Origin of the sequence: Mycobacterium sp. E3298, from assembly GCF_001666895.1 — a bacterium.
GTDB lineage: Bacteria > Actinomycetota > Actinomycetes > Mycobacteriales > Mycobacteriaceae > Mycobacterium.
Genome location: NZ_LZJB01000153.1, coordinates 35,205 through 50,664, shown reverse-complemented (window position 1 = coordinate 50,664; position 15,460 = coordinate 35,205). Strand labels below are relative to the sequence as shown.

At 67.5% G+C, this 15,460-nt stretch carries 13 protein-coding genes and 1 pseudogene; 5 read left to right on the top strand and 9 right to left on the bottom strand.

All coding sequences use genetic code 11. The annotated features are described in order from the left end of the window. A pseudogene (locus A9X05_RS07100) lies at positions 1-144 on the bottom strand (MarR family transcriptional regulator); the annotation flags it as partial. A 74-nt stretch (positions 145-218) separates the two neighbouring features. Between A9X05_RS07100 and A9X05_RS07095 the strand changes: the two are divergent. Continuing rightward, positions 219-1,166, top strand: coding sequence for a PHB depolymerase family esterase (locus tag A9X05_RS07095; protein WP_067780234.1), 948 nt, complete (start codon positions 219-221; stop codon positions 1,164-1,166). A gap of 149 nt (positions 1,167-1,315) precedes the next feature. Here the strand turns inward: A9X05_RS07095 and A9X05_RS07090 are convergent, their stop codons facing one another. After that, on the bottom strand, positions 1,316-1,924 hold the full coding sequence (locus A9X05_RS07090; protein ID WP_067752272.1) for a TetR/AcrR family transcriptional regulator: 609 nt from the start codon (positions 1,922-1,924) through the stop codon (positions 1,316-1,318). A gap of 67 nt (positions 1,925-1,991) precedes the next feature. Between A9X05_RS07090 and A9X05_RS07085 the strand changes: the two genes are divergently transcribed. The 4 genes from A9X05_RS07085 (at position 1,992) to fadD1 (ending at position 8,001) form a co-directional block, all read left to right on the top strand. Further along, positions 1,992-2,822: an alpha/beta fold hydrolase gene (locus tag A9X05_RS07085; RefSeq protein ID WP_067752270.1), complete on the top strand. Its 831-nt coding sequence runs from the start codon at positions 1,992-1,994 to the stop codon at positions 2,820-2,822. A gap of 75 nt (positions 2,823-2,897) precedes the next feature. Continuing rightward, complete coding sequence (locus tag A9X05_RS07080; protein WP_067752267.1) at positions 2,898-3,659, top strand: SDR family NAD(P)-dependent oxidoreductase; 762 nt, start codon at positions 2,898-2,900, stop codon at positions 3,657-3,659. A 198-nt stretch (positions 3,660-3,857) separates the two neighbouring features. Then, complete coding sequence (locus tag A9X05_RS07075; protein ID WP_067780232.1) at positions 3,858-5,996, top strand: EAL domain-containing protein; 2,139 nt, start codon at positions 3,858-3,860, stop codon at positions 5,994-5,996. A 361-nt stretch (positions 5,997-6,357) separates the two neighbouring features. Then, positions 6,358-8,001, top strand: a complete 1,644-nt coding sequence (fadD1, locus tag A9X05_RS07070) for a fatty-acid--CoA ligase FadD1 (protein ID WP_067780229.1) — start codon at positions 6,358-6,360, stop codon at positions 7,999-8,001. Here the strand turns inward: fadD1 and A9X05_RS07065 are convergent. The 7 genes from A9X05_RS07065 to A9X05_RS07035 form a co-directional block, all read right to left on the bottom strand. Next, positions 7,940-8,593, bottom strand: coding sequence for a MarR family transcriptional regulator (locus A9X05_RS07065; protein ID WP_067752258.1), 654 nt, complete (start codon positions 8,591-8,593; stop codon positions 7,940-7,942). The two genes, fadD1 and A9X05_RS07065, sit on opposite strands and share 62 nt — an antisense overlap. Then, positions 8,590-9,012 (bottom strand): Zn-ribbon domain-containing OB-fold protein, encoded by a 423-nt coding sequence (locus A9X05_RS07060; RefSeq protein WP_067780227.1) that lies wholly within the window; start codon positions 9,010-9,012, stop codon positions 8,590-8,592. Before A9X05_RS07060 ends, A9X05_RS07065 begins: the two co-directional genes overlap by 4 nt. Further along, entirely contained in the window at positions 9,009-10,169 is a 1,161-nt protein-coding gene (locus A9X05_RS07055; RefSeq protein WP_067752252.1) for a thiolase family protein, read from the bottom strand. The genes A9X05_RS07060 and A9X05_RS07055 overlap by 4 nt, the downstream gene beginning before the upstream one ends. A gap of 21 nt (positions 10,170-10,190) precedes the next feature. Further along, complete coding sequence (locus A9X05_RS07050; RefSeq protein WP_067780225.1) at positions 10,191-10,520, bottom strand: hypothetical protein; 330 nt, start codon at positions 10,518-10,520, stop codon at positions 10,191-10,193. A gap of 1 nt (position 10,521) precedes the next feature. Further along, positions 10,522-12,855, bottom strand: a complete 2,334-nt coding sequence (locus A9X05_RS07045; protein ID WP_067780222.1) for a CoA transferase — start codon at positions 12,853-12,855, stop codon at positions 10,522-10,524. Positions 12,856-12,857: 2 nt separating this feature from the next. Next, positions 12,858-14,195: an amidohydrolase family protein gene (locus A9X05_RS07040; RefSeq protein WP_067780219.1), complete on the bottom strand. Its 1,338-nt coding sequence runs from the start codon at positions 14,193-14,195 to the stop codon at positions 12,858-12,860. 257 nt (positions 14,196-14,452) lie between these two features. Continuing rightward, positions 14,453-15,340: a DUF4436 domain-containing protein gene (locus A9X05_RS07035; RefSeq protein ID WP_067780216.1), complete on the bottom strand. Its 888-nt coding sequence runs from the start codon at positions 15,338-15,340 to the stop codon at positions 14,453-14,455. Positions 15,341-15,460 lie beyond the last annotated feature (120 nt).

The following is a 15,460-nucleotide window of genomic DNA, read 5'->3' as shown; positions in this document are numbered from 1 at the left end:
GAGCGCCACCGCTTGCGCGGGCCGGATCCCGTCGAGGCCCGCCTCGGCAAACGCCGTCCGCAGTCGCGGCGCCCCGGCGGCGGCCACCAGGTTGACCAGTGCGGGCACGGTGGGCCGCCAGTCGGGATGGGAAGGGCGTCGCATGGGGAAAGTGTGCCACCACGCCCGAGATTGACAAGCTACTTGTCAAAATTGGCGCCGGCTGCCACGATGGCGGAATGCAATCGCGCCGCCACCGGGCTGCCGGCTTGTGCGTTCTCGCCCTCCTGGTCGTCGTACTGGGCGGCTGCCTGGGCGGCGGCGGACATGCGCTGGGAACGCCCGGCGCGCAGTCGATCCCGGTCGGCCAGTCCACCCAGACCATCGAATCGGGCGGTGTCAGTCGAACGTTCCACCTGTACCGGCCCCAGGGATTGACCGATGCCGCGCCGCTGGTGGTGATGCTGCACGGCGGTTTCGGCAACGGGGAGCAGGCCGAGCGTGCCTACCACTGGGACGCCGAGGCCGACCGCGGACGGTTTCTGGTCGTCTACCCCGATGGACTCAATCGCGCCTGGAACGCCGGCACCTGCTGCGGTGAACCGCAGCGGGTCGGCGCCGACGACGTCGGGTTCATCACGGCCATGGTCGGCGCCGTCGAGCAGCAGATGCCGATCGATCGCGCGCGCATCTACGTCACCGGCATGTCGAACGGCGCCATGATGGCCCTCCGGCTGGGCTGCCAGTCCGACGTCTTCGCCGCCATCGCCCCGGTGGCGGGCACGCTGCTGACCGACTGCTCCCGGGCGCACCGCGTGTCGGTGCTCCAAATCCACGGCACCGCCGACGACCGCGTGCCCTACACCGGCGGACCCGGTAAGGCGTTCTCGTTCAACGGGACCGCCCGTGTAGACGGGCCGTCGGCGGAGTCCGTCAACGCGACATGGCGGGCCATCGACGCGTGCGGGCCGCCGAACTCGAGCACCGCCGGGGACGTGACCACCCAAGTCGCCGGCTGCCCGGACGGACGCACCGTCGAGCTGATCTCGGTGGCCGGCGCCGGCCATCAATGGCCGGGCGGCGAGCCGAGTCCCCTCGCCGAGAAGCTCGCGGGCATCCCGGCGCCCTCGACGGCCCTGGGCGCCACCGACACCATCTGGCAGTTCTTCACCCAGAACCATCTTTAGCCGGGATCGCGATCTTGCCGTTCATCAACGGGATCATGTTGCGTTCGTCGCGGGACAGCCGGCCGTCGACAACGCCGAACACCTCGACCGGCTCATCCGGGGCGTCATCGCGGGCGTTCGCCGTGGTTCGCGGTGACGACCCCTGACCGCTACCGCAGCGCCAGCAGCCCGTCGATGAGCATGTGCAGCACCTGCCGGGTCTCCCGGCGGGTGCGTTTGGGATCCTCCGCGGTGGCGATCAGCATGGCGGCCTCATCGAGCGCGCCGATCAGCACGTGTGCCAACGGCCGCACCGGCTGCTTGGGGAACTGCCCCGCCCGGATGGCTTCGGTGAGCAACTGTTCGGTCATGCCCAGGCTGTACCGCTGAGCGACGTCGCGAAAACCGGCCCAGCCCAACACACTAGGCGCGTCCAGCAGCATCAGTTGGCGCACCTCGGGATCCCCGGAAACCTCGAGCCACGCGTCGACCGCGGCGCGGATCGCGTCGGCCGGCGTCGTCGCTCCCGACTCGGCCACCAGAGTGCCCATCCTGGCCATCACGTCCTGCTCGACGGCCTCGACCACCTCGCGGAACAAGGCCGCTTTGTCGGCGAATTGGTGGTACATCGCGCCGCGCGTGACCCCCGCGGTGGCCGCGATCTCCGGCGTACCCACGTCCACGTAGCCGCGCAGCCCCCAGAGCTTCCGGGCAGCCGCGATCAGCGCGTCGCGGGTCGCCGCGGAGCGCTCTTCCTGGGTCCGTCTCTTGCTTTCCATACAGCCTGTTGGTAACTTACGAACAGACAGCCCGTTTGTAAGTGTATCCCGAGGTAGGAGTTCTCTTATGTCGACGATCGACATTAGTGCCGGAACCATCCATTACGAAGCAACCGGACCCGAAAGCGGGAGGCCGGTGGTCTTCGTGCACGGGTACATGATGGGCGCCCAGCTGTGGCGCCGGGTCAGCGAGCGACTCGCCGGCCGGGGTCTGCGTTGCATCGCGCCGACGTGGCCACTGGGCGCGCATCCGGAACCGTTGCGCCGCGGCGCCGACCGAACCATCACGGGCGTGGCCGGCATGGTCGCCGAGGCGCTCACCGCGCTCGACCTCGAGGACGTGGTGCTGGTCGGCAACGACACCGGCGGGGTCGTCACCCAACTCGTCGCCGTGCATCACCCTGAGCGGCTCGGCGCGCTGGTGCTCACGAGTTGCGATGCGTTCGAACACTTTCCGCCACCTATCCTCAAGCCGGTGATCCTTGCCGCCAAGTCGAAGACGACCTTCAAGGCCGTTTCCCAGGCCATGCGGGTGCCGGCGGCGCGCAAGCGCGCGTTCGACGGGTTGGCGCATAGCAACATCGACGACCTCACCGAGGCGTGGGTGCGCCCGGGGCTGTCCGATCCCCGCATCGCCGAAGACCTGCGCCAGTTCACGCTGTCGATGCGCACGGAGGTGACGACGGGTGTGGCCGCCCGGCTGCCCGAGATCGACCTACCCACCCTCATCGCGTGGTCGGCCGACGACGTGTTCTTCGAACAGGAGGACGGCGCACGGCTGGCCGCCACCATCCCGAACGCCCGACTCGAGATCATCGACGGCGCGAGAACGTTCTCGATGATCGACCAGCCGGACCGGCTCGCCGACCTGTTGTCCACGATCGCGGTGCGCACCTAGCGCGTCGTCGGTTTCGCGACGGTGACGCACGGGGAAGTTCGAGTCGGATTTCGCCGTGGCGTTACGCTCGCGGGCATGGAAGACGTGCTGCGAGGACGGCGGATCCTGGTCACCGGTGGAGCCAGCGGCATCGGAGCGGCCGCCGTGGGGGCCCTCGGCGGGGCGGGGGCCGAGGTTGTCGCCACCTACCACCAGACACCGCCGCCGGACGGTCTCGCGGCCACCTGGCTGCAGTGCGATGTGCGCGACGCCGACGCCGTCTCGGCGATGGTAGGCCAAGCCGCCGCTCGTCTGGGCGGACTCGACGTGTTGGTGAACGCCGCGGGGCTGTGGCAGGCCGGCATCCCGGGTTACATCGGCGTCGACGAGATCTCGTTCCTGTTGGACACCAACGTGAAAGCCACCATCCTGACCAATCAGGCGGCGTACGCCGTAATGAAGGACCAGGATCCCAAAGGCGGCAGGATCATCAACTTCGGCTCGTCGGAAGCCGTTATGGGTAGCCCGATCTCGGCCGTCTACGCCGCCACCAAGGGCGCCGTTCAGGCATGGACGCGGTCGGCGGCCAAAGCCTGGGCGTCGGACAAGATCACGGTCAACGCACTGGCGCCGGCCGTGCAGACCGCGGGCGCCGACCGGCTGCGCGAGTTCCTCGGCCCCGACGCGAGCGCGCTGATCGATCAGCAGATGCAGATGATGATCCCGTTGGGTGGGGCGCTGGGGGATCCGGCACGCGACCTCGGCCCGATGCTGGTGTTTTTGGCCGGCACCGGTTCCTCGTTCATCACCGGGCAACTACTCGCGGTCGATGGCGGCCTGATGATGGTCGGTGGATGACGGCTGGTCCCGGATCACCTCGGCTCGGTATGCGGTAAAGAGTTACAGGCAAAACGATCTCGGTCGATTCGAGATCATCGGTGGTGCAAGGACAAACCGCCGGAATTCCGTGCGCGGGTGTTCACCCCTGCCAGCGAGGCCCGCAAGTCCGCTCGATTCCAAATGCCTCGCCCGGCGTGCCGGTCTAGCATCGTCGCTATGGGCGCCGAGGAGCAGGTAGCAAACGCCCCGGGCCACGAACCGGCGAATTCTGCGGACTTGGTCCACACCCTCTTGGGCTTGTTGCGGCGTCGCCTCGGTCTTGACACGGCGTGGGTCGCATCGTTTCACAGCGGCATGCAGGTCTTTGAGGTGGTAGACGGTGACGCCCGTGCCTTGGGCCTGTCGCCCGGCGACCGATCTTCGCTGGCCGGGTCTTACAGCGTCCGCGTGATCGATGGGCGGCTGCCCGCCGTCATCCCTGACACGTCGGCCGATAGGACCGCGTCCGTACTGCCGAAAACCCGCGAATGGGGTGTGGGCGCATTTGTGGGCGTCCCCTTGCTCGGCCCTGATGGTTCCGCGGTCGGGATCGTGTGTGCGGTCAGTCAGCAGCCGCGACCACATCTGGCCGACATCGATTTACGAGTCATCAGAAAGATGGCCGAACTGATCGGCGCCTTGACGGAACTGTCGACGGACCCGACGAAGATCGCCACCGATCAGCAGGACGGCATTCGCAGGATGGTGGCCGAGCGGGACTTCGAGATCGTATTTCAAGCGGTGCACGATGTTTCGACAGGCGAGGTGCTCGGCGTCGAAGCGCTCGCGCGCTTCCCATGCGAACCTTTTCGACCCGATCTGGTCTTCGGCGAAGCGGCCCTGTTGGGCTTGGACATCGAATTGGAGACCGCGGTCATGGCGCGCGCCCTGTCGCTGGTGCCGCAACTTCCCGAAGATGCCTTCGTCGCAGTGAATATCTCGCCGTCGGCGGTGCTGCGCACTCCGTGGCCAGAGCTACTCGCCGAGGTTGACCCGTCACGTCTCGTGTTGGAAATCACCGAGCACGATGCCGTCGAGAACTATGACGCCCTCGACGACGTCCTTGAAGGATGCCGAGCGCGCGGTATGCGGGTGGCAGTCGATGACGTGGGTGCGGGCTTCTCCTCGTTCTCCCATGTGCTGGAGATCGCACCAGAATTCATCAAGGTCGATCACTCCATCACGCGCAACATCGACGCCGACGCTGCGCGGCGGCGGCTGGCCCAATCCATCGCCGAACTGGCCGCGCAGATCGGCGCGACCGTGATCGCCGAAGGGGTGGAGACTCAGGGCGAACTCGATGCCATAGGTTCGGCCGGAATCCCCTGGGCCCAGGGTTTCTACCTCAGCCGGCCCAAGTCACCCACCCACGGTTTCCCGCCCGGCGCCGTCGTCGCCGAACCGGTCGATCAGTCCTCGGCCATCTTCGACCTTCTCGGAGAACGACGGTTCGAGCTGGCGCTGACGCATTCGCCCATCGGCATGGCCGTCGTCGGCCTGGACGGTACGTTCCAGCGCACCAACCGGGCGCTCAGGACCATGCTCGGTTATGGCCGAAAGGACTTGGCAGGCCTGACCTTCCAGGAGATCACCCATCCCGACGACCTGGACGCCGACCTGGCTCTGCTCGCCGAATGTCTCGCGGGGCGCCGCCGCGCTTACCGCATGGACAAGCGTTTCATCGCCGCCGACGGACGCATCGTGTGGTGCAATCTCACCGCCGTGCTCGTCCAAGGCCCGCACAACCAGCCGCGCTGCTTCGTGTCCCAGATTCTCGACGTCACCGCCGACCGCATGCGAGAGGCCGAGCTCGCCCGCCAAGCCACCACCGACACACTCACGACGATTGCGAACCGCTCCGCGGCGTGGAGCCAACTCGAGCAACTCGACGCCGCAGATGACGGCTACGGCATTCTGTTTTGCGACATCGAGCAATTCAAGTCCATCAATGACCGACACGGCCACCAGGCCGGCGACGAACTGCTGGTCGAAATCGCCGGCCGGTTACTCGCGGCGGTCGGCGAAGATGGCCTGGTCGCCCGGTGGGGTGGCGACGAGTTCCTCGTCATCACCGACACCGCCGAAGATCGCGGGCTCACCCTGCTCACCGACCGGATCACCAGCGAGCTAAAACGGACACCGATCACCCTCGCCGGTGGGACGGAGATCTCCGTCGTGCTAACGGTCGGCTGCGCGGTACACCGGCCGGGAGACGGCCGATCCATCGACGCCGTCCTCGAGCGCGCCGATCAAGCCATGTATGAGCGGCGGCGCAGCCAAACCGGCGCCCCCACAGCCGGATCGCCCGGCGGCTAGTTCACGTGCGTCTGCGGCGAACGGGCCGCGCCACCGGCCTTGGCACCGCGCCGGACGACGGGGCCATGAAATGTCGTGCTCTATTTCTGAGCAAAATCAGCGATCTGTGCAACTCAAACAGCATGAGGCAATGATGGCCTCTCGATGCTGAGGCAACCGCGATCCACGCGGCCCGCCGAAGAAGAAACTTGCGAGAAATGGCATCAAAAGTCTCGCAAACACGAGATAACGGACGGCCTGCGGTCCCCGATGCGCAGGGTTCCCATGGACCGGGCGCTGTCGCCGGCGGACGGCCGGCCGCTAGGATAAGACGGACCGTCTCGTCTCGTAGGGCTGGGCATAGTGAAGGTGAATCCGACCGATGGCTGACGACACCATTCAGGCGCTGCTGAACAAACGCCTGTCCGATCCGGGCACCGCGGTGAAACACCTTGGCCTGCAGTGGAGTTGGAGTCAGTACCTGGCCGGTGCGGCCACCCGGGCGGCGGCCCTGATATCGGCCGCCGACCCAGGCCGGCCGATGCACATCGGTGCCCTGCTGGGAAACAACCCCGAGATGCTGAGTCAGATGGCGGCGGCCGGGCTCGGCGGCTACGTCCTGTGCGGCCTGAACACCACTCGGCGCGGCGAGGCGCTCGCGGCCGACGTCCGCCGCGCCCATTGCCAATTCGTCGTGACCGACGCCGAATACCGGCCGCTGCTGGACGGCCTGGACCTCGAGGGAACTCGGGTACTCGACACGTCGGCGCCGGAGTGGACCGAGTTCGTCGAGGGCGCCGGCGAGCTGGTGCCGCACCGGCAGGTCGCCGCCATGGACCCCTTCATGATGATCTTCACCTCGGGCACGAGCGGGAATCCCAAGGCGGTGCAGGTGTCCCACCTGATGGCCGCCTTCGCCGGCCTCAACCTGGCGCAGCGCTTCGCGCTGACCGAACGGGACACCTGCTACGTGTCCATGCCGCTGTTCCACTCGAACGCCGTCGTCGCCGGCTGGGCGCCCGCGGTGGTCTCCGGCGCCGCGATCGTGCCGGCGAAATTCTCGGCGAGCAGCTTCCTCGACGACGTCCGTCACTACGGCGCGACCTATATGAACTACGTGGGCAAGCCCCTCGCCTACATCCTGGCCACCCCGGAACGCGACGACGACGCCGACAACCCGCTGCGTGTCGCCTTCGGTAACGAGGCCAACGACAAGGACATCGAGGAGTTCGCGCGCCGATTCGGCGTCCAGGTCGAGGATGGGTTCGGCTCCACCGAGAACGCCGTGATGGTGATCCGCGAGCCCGGCACGCCGAAGGGGTCGATCGGGCGGGGAGCCGAGGGGGTCGCGGTCTACAACAGCGACACCGTCACCGAGTGCGCGATCGCGCGCTTCGATGCCGACGGGGCGCTCGTCAACGCGGACGAGGCGGTGGGCGAGCTGGTCAACACGACCGGTTCGGGCTTCTTCACCGGCTACTACAACGACCCGGACGCCAACGCCGAGCGCATGCGCCACGGCATGTATTGGTCCGGCGACCTCGCTTATAAGGACGCCGAGGGCTGGATCTACCTGGCCGGCCGCACGGCCGACTGGTTGCGCGTGGACGGCGAGAACCTGACGGCGGCGCCAATCGAGCGAATCTTGTTGCGGCACAAGTCGATCAACCGGGTCGCGGTATATGCGGTTCCGGACGAACGGGTTGGCGACCAGGTCATGGCCGCGATCGTCCTCAACGAGGGCCACGCGCTGGACCCCGATGCGTTCGAGGCTTTCCTCGACGCACAGCCCGACCTGTCCCCCAAGGCCCGGCCGCGTTACGTCCGAATCGCCACGGACCTGCCCAGCACCGCCACCCACAAGGTGCTCAAACGACAGTTGATCGCCGAAGGCACCGGCGTCGCCGACGGGGAGGTGCTGTGGGAGCGCGAACCGCGCGGGACCGCCTACGCGGTCGCGGCGTCTAGCCCGGGGTCTCGGGTACCCGGCGGCGGATCTGGCCCTTCGACCGTCGCACCCGTTTGACCGGGTCTTGCGTTGTGCCGGAGGCGATCTCGTCGCGCAACTGGGTGATGTTGGAGAGCTCCGCGTACAGGCCGCGGATCGCATAGTCCAGGACGGCGAATGAGAAGCGTTGGCTCGGGTCGTCGGTGATGCCGAGGTCGCGGGACCGCTGCCGCGACCACAACGCCTCGTCCAGCCGCGCGCGGGTCGCCTCGAGGTGCCGGTCCAATGCGTCGACGATGCGTTCGGGGTCCTCGCCGCGCGAGAGCCAGGTTTTGAGGATGACGGGGTGCTTGATGACGACCTGGTCCTGGCCCGGGAAGTGCTGCACCCACCGGCGGAGCGCATCGAGCCCGGCGTCCGTGGTCTCGTAGAGGGTGATCGCCCGCTTGCCCGATTGGGCGCCGACCTCACCGACCATGCCGCGGGCCAACAACCGATTCAGTTCGCGCCGAACGTGGCTGACGGACGGCGACCAGTAGAAGTGGCCGACGGACAACTCGGCGCGCAGCTTGATCTCCCCCGCGGTGAGCCGCTCGTCGTTGGCCGCCAGCACGCCCAGCACCAGGTAGGCGGTGACCGGCAGGCCGTTGCTGGTGCGCCGGGGGCTCATGGTGACCCGATGAAGTAGGGCAGGGTCACGTCGGGTCCGACGGCATGGAATTGCACCCGCACGCGCATGCCGATCCGCAATTCCTCCGGCGGCACACCGACGACGTTGGTCAGCATCTGGTAGCCCTCGTCCAAGGCGACGATGGCCGGCGCGTAGGGCGGCTCGAATTCGGCGGTCACCGGCCGGTGAACCACCGTCCAGCTGTAGATCTCACCGACGCCGCCGCTACGCTCCCAACGGACCTGCGCCGACAGGCATTCGCGGCAGTGCTCGGTTGGCGGGAAGTTCGCCAGCCCGCAGGCCTCACAGCGCTGATACCGCAATTCGCCGGACCGGCAGCCCCCCCAGAAGGGCACGCTGAGATGGCTGGCGGCATGGGGAACCGGACCGGTTTGTGGGCGTAAGGGATTGGAAGTCATCGCGGTTCGTCCCCGAGGATCAGCAGCGTGGTGAACAAGGCGCCCGCTCCCCCGTTGCTGCAGAACGCGACGTGCGCGTCGGCGACTTGTAATTCACCGGCCTGACCGCGCAGCTGCTGGACGGCTCGGATGGCCCGCTGCATCATCTGCGGATTGGAACCCGCGTGGCTGAACGACATGGTTCCTCCGTCGGTGGTGATGGGATGACTGCCGTCGATGGCGATATGGCCGTCGGCTACGAACGGTCCCCCCTCACCCTCACCGCAAAACCCGAACGCCTCGAGCTGGCGGATGATTTCGAAGGAGAACGGGTCGTAGAGTTCCAGCACGTCGACGTCGTCGGGTCGCAGACCGGCGTGGGCGAACGCGCGCTCGGCCGCGCGCCTTCCGACCACACCGTTGACGTGTCCGTCCCGCCGCCCGGCCAGGTCCCATGCCGGCGGGTGCTGGTAGGAGGGGCCGTGGAAGTCGGCGCCGCTGCCCAGCACGTAGATCGGTTGGCTTGCGCCCTCGGCCTTTTCGATGTTCGCCACGACCAGCGCGCACCCGCCCTCGGACGTGGTGGCGCAGTCAAGCAGATGGAACGGGTCGGCGATCGGCCTCGACGCGGTGATGTCGTCGGGTGTGAATGGCCCTCGCTGGTAATACACCGCTTCGGGGTTACGCGATCCGTTGTTGCGGATGGTCGCTGCGACGATCGACAGCTGTTCGCGTGTGGTGCCGTAGACGTGCATGTGGCGGCGCGCGATCAAGGCGAACTCGGCGGTGGTGAACATGCCCCACGGCGCGACGAATTCGTTTTCGGGCCGGGTCCACGGCGCCGTGGCCTCGTGGTCGCGGTACTCGCCGGCCTGGGCGGCGACGAGCACCACCACGTCGGCCATGCCGTGCTCGATGGCCGTGACCGCCTCGGTGATCATGCCGACGCCGAAGGCGAGCCCCTGCCAGGCCGGTCCGAGGCGCAGGTCATAGATCAACGCGGTGGACAGCGGGCCCGCGCTGACCCCGTCGACGTCGTCGAGGCGCAGGCCCGCGTCGTCGAGGGCGCCGCGGATGGCCCTCAGGGCCAGGCTGCGGGACGTCTCGCCGTCCAGGCGCCGGCCCTGCGGGGTGTTGTGCACACCGACGATCGCCGCGGTGCGTTTCGTGGTTGCCACTCTGTGATCCTTTGGTTTGCTTTAGTTTTCGTCGGCGACGACACCGAGATAGGTGCCGATGACGTCATATGGTCGCCCGTCACGGGTGACGGTGCCGATCTTGGTGGCCCGGGTATCGGCGGGCACCGCGCCGGCCGCGACGACATCGATCCGCACGTCCACGGGCCGCGCCGTCTGCGGATCGGTGATCTCGACGACCATCGCGACTGCGTGCTCGCCCCCGTCCCACTCGACGCTGGTGATGCGGTGCCGGGCCGTCAATTCCATCACCACGGAGTCCTGGCGGAGCAGGAAGCGGACGGGGGCGCACAATTCGCCGGCGCGGGGCGGAACGCAGAGGGTGACCGCCATGTCATAGTCCCGCCGGCCGCGCGGCGATGGTGCCCGACTGCTGCAGGGCGGACAGATCGTTGTCACTGCGCCCCAGCAGGCCCGTCAGCACCTCACTCGTGTGTTGGCCGTACAGCGGCGGCACCCGGCGAATCCAGCGTCGCGGTCTGCCGAGGAACGCGAACGGCATTCCGGTGCAAAGGAAGGAGCCGGCCACCGGGTGGTCGACCGATTCCCAGAAGCCGCGGGCGTGCAGGTGCGGGTCGCGCAGTAACTCCGGGGCCGGCGTGACGCGCGCCGCGGCCACCCCCGCCGCGCGCAGTGCGTCCACCGCTTCGGTCACCGACCGCCGCCCGGTCCAGTCGGAGATCAGCTTGTCGATCTCGTCCGGTTGCTCCCGCCAGTCGTTCGCGCCGAGGTCCGGCCGACCTAGAAGCCGGGCCAAGGCTACCCGTGCTGCGTCGTCCATCGCGGCCAGCGCGACCCAGTCGTCGTCTCCGCGGCAGCGGTAGACCCCTTGCGGGGTGGCGCCGGGACCGCGATTCCCGTTGCGGCGCATCTCGATTCCGTTGCGTGAGTATTCCGCCAGCATCTCGGCGGCCACGTTCAGCGCCGCCTCCACCATGGTGGACTCGACGTGCATCCCGGCCCCGTCCCGGTCGCGGACCGCCAGCGCGGCGACCGCCGCGAAGGCCGCGTGCAGGCCCGCGATCGGGTCACACACGCCGCGCGGAATCACCGGGGGGCCGTCGGCGTGTCCGGTCATCCACGCCATGCCGGTCGCCTGCTCCATGGTCTGGGCGAAGCCCACCCGGTCGCGCCAGGGACCGTCGAGCCCGAACGCGGGCATCCGCACCATGACGGCGCGCGGGTTGGCCGCGTGCACGGCATCCCAGCCCAGGCCGAAGTTCGTCATCACCCGGGGAGAGAAGTTCTCGATCACCAGATCGCTCGCGGCGATGAGCTCCAGCGCGATCGCCCGTCCGGCGTCGGTGCTCAGTTCGACGCTGACGCCACGCTTGTTGTTGTTGCTGCACAGGAACACCGGGCCCCATTCCCACCATCGGTCCCAGCTCGGTGGGCGGCCGGCGGAGAACCTCATACCGTCGGGCCGGCGGACGCCCTCGACTTTGATCACGTCGGCGCCCAGGGCGCCCAGCAGTTGCGTCGCGACCGGTCCCGCCCAGAACGCGGTGAAGTCGGTGATCCTGGTGTCGGCCAACGGCAGTGCATCGGCGTCGGCGCCGCCGGTGGGACGGGATCGTGGCGGCCAGTGGACCTTGCCGTTGTCGGCGCCCAGTCGAACAGGCCGCCCGGGGGGCCTGGTCACCATCGCGTCGCTGCGATACGGGACTCTCGGCTGCAACACCCCGGCCCCCGATTGGACGAATACGCCCCGGTCCACGAAATGGTCGATCTCCGGCAACATTTCGGGCGTCGCGATCGGGGCCACCGGTATCCGGAAGGCGACGGCGAGGTCGACGATCTCCTGCGTGCTGCGTGTCTGAGTCCACCGCGTGACCATGTCGAGGAATTCGTCGCGGCGGGCGACGCGCCCGTCGAACGAGGCGAGGTCGGCGTCGTCGAGCAGGTCGGCACGGTCGATCAGCACCAGGAAGTCCTGGAACTGCTGCGCGGTGATGGTGCAGAAGCCGACCAGGCCGTCGGCGGTGGGGACGATCGACGGCAGCTCCAGACTCCGTTGCCCCAACAGTGAATCCGCCCCCAGCACGCTGGCCGACATGGCGGACAGGCCGCCCATCGCGATCACCATCGCCTCGTATGTCGAGACGTCGATGGTCTCCCCGCGGCCGCTTCGCGCGGCATGCCGCGCGGTCGCCGCCGCCACCGCTGCCGCGAACGTGCCCGCCAGCCATTCACCGAGCTGCCCGCCGGCCTGTACCGGTTCGTCCTCGGGCCAGCCGCGGCCGGCGGTCGAGCCGCACAGCGCCTGCAGGATGAACTCGTTGGCCAGCACGCGATCGTCCACGTAGGGTCCGGTCGTGCCGAACGGAGTCACGGCGACCACCACCGCCGACCGGCCCGTGCGGGCCAAGATTCCGTCGAGCGTCCAGCCGTCGGTCAGGTCGGTCAGCACGATGTCGGCGCCGGCCAGCAGGCCGGCGATCTCCGGACCGCCGTCGTTGATCACCGACTTCTTACCCGCGGCCAAATAGTCGAACAGGGCTCCGGGCGGACCGCCGGCCGACCGGGCGCGCATCGAATCACCCTGGGCCGATTCGACTTTCACCACGTCGGCGCCGGCGTCGGCGAACATCTTGCCGCAGTAGGACACCGCGATTCCGTTCGACAACTCCAGCACGCGCCAGTCCGCGAAAGGCGCCCGGGCTGCCACGTTCAGTTGCCCAGGGTGGTGGCGCGGCCCGAAATACCGGCGGCCTCCGCCGTCACCTGCGACTGCAGGGCGAACTGGGTCATCCGGGTCCACGCGTCGCGGTCGCGCTGGCTGGCCCGGCGGCCGACGTGCGTCACCACGTCGACGTCAGTGGCCTGGGCGCGGAGGTGACCGGCGCGGGCGCGCTCCTTCGGGATGTGCTTGAACGGGTCGAATGAGTAGGCTGCCATGGCGTTTTCGTGCGTGATCTTGTCGATGACACTGTCGCCGAGATGCCCCATGGTCTCGATGACGTCCTCCGGCGCGAACGGCCAGTTGCTGTCGGAATGGGGAAAGTCGGACTCCCAGCACAGCATGTCCTCGTTGAACCACTCCATGTTGCGCACGCCGACCTTGTCGCTGATGAAGCACGTGTAGAAGTGCCGCTTGAACACGTCGGCCGGCCCGCTGTAACCAGGCGGGAACTTGGCCAGCGTCCACCCCGAATGACGGTTGTAGACGTGCTCGGCGCGCCACAGGAAGTACGGGATCCAGCCGACGTCTCCCTCGGTCAGTGAGAACTTCAATTGCGGGAAGTCCGCCCAGAATTCGGCCCAGATCAGTTCGGTGAAGGTGAACATGCTCATCATCGACGAGGCCGTCATCTGCACGCTGGGCGGGGCGTCGGTGGACACCTGCGGCGAACGCGACGCCGAGCCGACGTGGGTGCACAGGACGGTCTTGTTCTCGCAGACGGCCTCGAACAAGGGATACCAGTATTTGGTGTGAATGCTGGGCATCTGCAACGCCTCTGGGTTCTCCGAGAACGTGACGGCGTGGCAACCCTTGTCGGCGAGGCGTTCGACTTCCTTGGCCGCCTCCGCCACGTCGAACAGCGGCAGGATGCCGCAGGGGATGAATCGGCCCGGGTAGGCGGCGCACCACTCGTCGATGTGCCAGTCGTTGTACGCCTTGATCATCACCAGGTTGATGTCGCGGTCGGGGCCCTGGTTGAGCACCTGGCCGGAGAAGCCGGTGAAGTTGGGGAAGTTGAGGCCGGCCAGCTGGCCGCCGGCGTTCATGTCGCGGACCCGCTCGTCCACGTTGAAGCACCCGGGCCGCATCTCGTCGTAACGCGAAGCGTCGATGTTGTACATCTCCCGCGGCTTGCCCGCCACGGCATTCAGGCCCATGTTCCGCCCGCGGACCTCGCCGTAGTACCACTGCTGGACGCCGTCGGGTTCCATGACCACCCGGGGCGCGCGGTCCTTGTATTTCGCCGGAACGTGCGCGTCGAACATGTCGGCGGGTTCGGCGATGTGGTCATCCACGCTGATCAGGATCAGGTCGTCCTTGTTCATGCCGCACTCCTCACCGAGACAGTGACTAGTAGATAATGGCCTCGATCACAGTGTCAACACTGCGCTCTGGCCGCGGCTCCGCGCCTAACGGCTTGCGCTCCAACGTCTGACTGGGCAAGCCTGCCCTCTGCTCCGCCCCTCCATGGCGGCTCCATCGCGTGAACCAAGGCGACTATTAGTCACTTATCGTCCAGCGCTCATGCGTAATCACGCGCTGTCGGCTGGTCCAACGGCCGATCGGCACGGCCGGCAGCGCGCTAACGGGGAGGCGCGGCGCCCTCGGTTGCCCAATGCTCGGGCTGAGTCTCGCGGTCTGAATGTGGGCGCAAATGCCGCCACCACGACGCGATGTACAGCAGCATCGAGACCACCAGGGCAACAAGCACCCACAAAACGATGGTCATATCGATCCAGCTTCCGAATGCCGGCGAGCCGGGGAGGGCGTTTCTCAGCGGAACCACCGCAAACAGCATCGCCGCGTACCAGGCCACCATGGGCGACTGAAACTTTCGTCGGTCCCGCAGTGTCTGGACCGCGACGAAGACCCCTGCCCCCGCGATCGCGAGAAGGATGCACAGGATGATCATCGCGAACACCATGGTGCTCGCCGAGCGCTCCATGGTCACCTCGTAGGGCGCGAATGGTCTGGCTTGGTCCGGTCCGGCCGCGTGAATCTTCCACCCGGGCAACCGGTCACCGATCATCACCCTGGCGCGTTCGGGTGTTTGCATAGCGCCGACAAACAGTTCCACCGTGATCGGCCCGGTGTAGTAACGGTCGAACGGCCACCGTTCAGTGTCGCGTGACAAGGTCAGCGGGACCGGGAACACGCCGGGCAGTGCACCCTTCAACCAGGTGCGCTTCACTGGCGTCGCGACAGAGGTCACCTCGACGGTGAGGTCTTGCTTGAGGCTGGTGGTGGCCGGATCGAGCAGCACGGATCCGGGCGAAACCACTAGGTTGCCCCGAAGCACGCTGTAGTCCGACTGGACGCTTTCGATGTTCAGCGTCACGACCGTCCCACTTCGGGTCGATGATCCATCGGTTGAAACTCGGCGATATCCGGCGCCATCGATGTAGAGCACTATCGAGGTGATCATGGCGCTGACGACGACGACGACCAGCACTCCCATTCCGGCCTTCATTTGCGAATTCTCGCCGCCGACCGCCGGTTCAGGCTGTGACCGCCCGGTCGGCCGGAGATGCACCACATACCTCCCGTTGAACAACTTTCGGCTCATCGTAGTCGGACGGACGCGCCACAC

Excerpts from the sequence above, each read along its gene's own strand:
- A9X05_RS07095 (WP_067780234.1), top strand. The coding sequence starts at position 219 with ATGCAATCGCGCCGCCACCGGGCTGCCGGCTTGTGCGTTCTCGCCCTC.
- A9X05_RS07080 (WP_067752267.1), top strand. The coding sequence starts at position 2,898 with ATGGAAGACGTGCTGCGAGGACGGCGGATCCTGGTCACCGGTGGAGCC.
- fadD1 (WP_067780229.1), top strand. The coding sequence starts at position 6,358 with ATGGCTGACGACACCATTCAGGCGCTGCTGAACAAACGCCTGTCCGAT.
- A9X05_RS07040 (WP_067780219.1), bottom strand. The coding sequence starts at position 14,195 with ATGAACAAGGACGACCTGATCCTGATCAGCGTGGATGACCACATCGCC.
- A9X05_RS07035 (WP_067780216.1), bottom strand. The coding sequence starts at position 15,340 with ATGAAGGCCGGAATGGGAGTGCTGGTCGTCGTCGTCGTCAGCGCCATG.
- A9X05_RS07060 (WP_067780227.1), bottom strand. The coding sequence starts at position 9,012 with ATGACTTCCAATCCCTTACGCCCACAAACCGGTCCGGTTCCCCATGCC.
- A9X05_RS07050 (WP_067780225.1), bottom strand. The coding sequence starts at position 10,520 with ATGGCGGTCACCCTCTGCGTTCCGCCCCGCGCCGGCGAATTGTGCGCC.
- A9X05_RS07075 (WP_067780232.1), top strand. The coding sequence starts at position 3,858 with ATGGGCGCCGAGGAGCAGGTAGCAAACGCCCCGGGCCACGAACCGGCG.
- A9X05_RS07085 (WP_067752270.1), top strand. The coding sequence starts at position 1,992 with ATGTCGACGATCGACATTAGTGCCGGAACCATCCATTACGAAGCAACC.
- A9X05_RS07090 (WP_067752272.1), bottom strand. The coding sequence starts at position 1,924 with ATGGAAAGCAAGAGACGGACCCAGGAAGAGCGCTCCGCGGCGACCCGC.
- A9X05_RS07065 (WP_067752258.1), bottom strand. The coding sequence starts at position 8,593 with ATGAGCCCCCGGCGCACCAGCAACGGCCTGCCGGTCACCGCCTACCTG.